The sequence below is a fragment of the Xanthobacter autotrophicus genome (genome assembly GCF_030015065.1).
Lineage (GTDB): Bacteria > Pseudomonadota > Alphaproteobacteria > Rhizobiales > Xanthobacteraceae > Xanthobacter > Xanthobacter autotrophicus_D.
Window position 1 is genome coordinate 1 of record NZ_JAIVFN010000269.1, and the last position, 1,174, is coordinate 1,174.

General features: G+C 70.6%; 1 protein-coding gene. It reads right to left on the minus strand.

Annotation, left to right across the window (positions count from 1 at the left end; translation table 11 throughout):
* On the minus strand, positions 1 to 923 hold a 923-nt coding region (locus K9U40_RS23020), incomplete at its 3' end, for a lipid kinase (RefSeq protein WP_282892406.1).
* Positions 924 to 1,174: the final 251 nt, after the last annotated feature.

A 1,174-nucleotide genomic window follows, 5' to 3' on the forward strand; every position in this document is an offset into this window, starting at 1 on the left:
AGGGCAAGGACCGGGAGGCCCGGGGCGGCGGGCACCTGCGGGGCGTAGACCCGGATGGCCGACGGCCGGATGCGGAAATGCGCCGGAGTGTAGGTGACGAGCTCGCCGTCGGTATTGACCGGGCGGGGCCGGCTGGTCCGCACCACCACCTCGGTGGTGCGGAAGGTCCGCACGTCATCCCAGGCGCCCTGGGTGCCGCGCCGGAGCGAGGGCAGAAGGGCCAGCAGGCGCCACCAGTGATCCACTTCCAGGCTGTAGAAATCGAGCTTGCCGTCATCGGCGGTGGCGGTGGCTTCCACGGTCATGCCGCCGCCATAGTGCCGGCCGTTGCCCACGGAGACCTGCAGGGTTCGCACCGTTTCCACGGTGCCGTCATGCTCGATGAAGGCGGTGAACAGGCGCGACTGGATCAGCAGGCGCGCGGCCACGATGGCGTAGCCGAGGACGCCGAAACGCCGCTTGGCGTCCTGGGTCAGCTCGCGGGCGAGATCGGCGGAAAAGCCGATGCTCGCGACATTGAGGAAGGGATGGCCGTTCACTTCGCCGAGGTCGATGGGCCGGGGCGTGCCCGACCCGATGACGCCGGCCGCCGCCGCGAGGTCGGTGGGAATGGCGAGGGTGCGGGCGAAATCGTTGGCGGTGCCCAGCGGCAGCACGCCGAGGGGCAGCTGGGTGTCGAACAGGCCGGAGGCGGCCGCGTTCAGCGTGCCGTCGCCGCCGCCGATGATGACGAGCTCGGCTTCTCCGGCGCGGGCGCGGATCATGTCGGAGACGGAGCCGGCGCCGGGCCATCGCACGTCGATGAGCTCCAGATCCCGCGCCAGCAGCTCGCGCACCGCATGGAGCGACGCGGTGCCCTGGCGGGCCCCGGGATTGACCAGGAACAAGGCGCGGCGCCGAGGGATTGGGCGCAGTGTCGTCATGTCTGGGCGGGCGTAGTCATGGACGCGATCATGATGGGCCAGGGCTCCCGGTGAGTGCTGAGCACGCGGAGATCCGACATCGCGCAGGAGGCTGCGCCAGAGGGGCCCGGATCGGTTCCGGTAAGGTAAGCGATGGCGTGCGACCGCCAAGGTGGCGTGGCAGAATGTCGCATATGGCCGTTCGCCGGTCCCTCGCCGCCGTGGCGGGGCGGGTGGTCGGGGCGGCGCAAGCCAAGGGACTGTCTCTTATA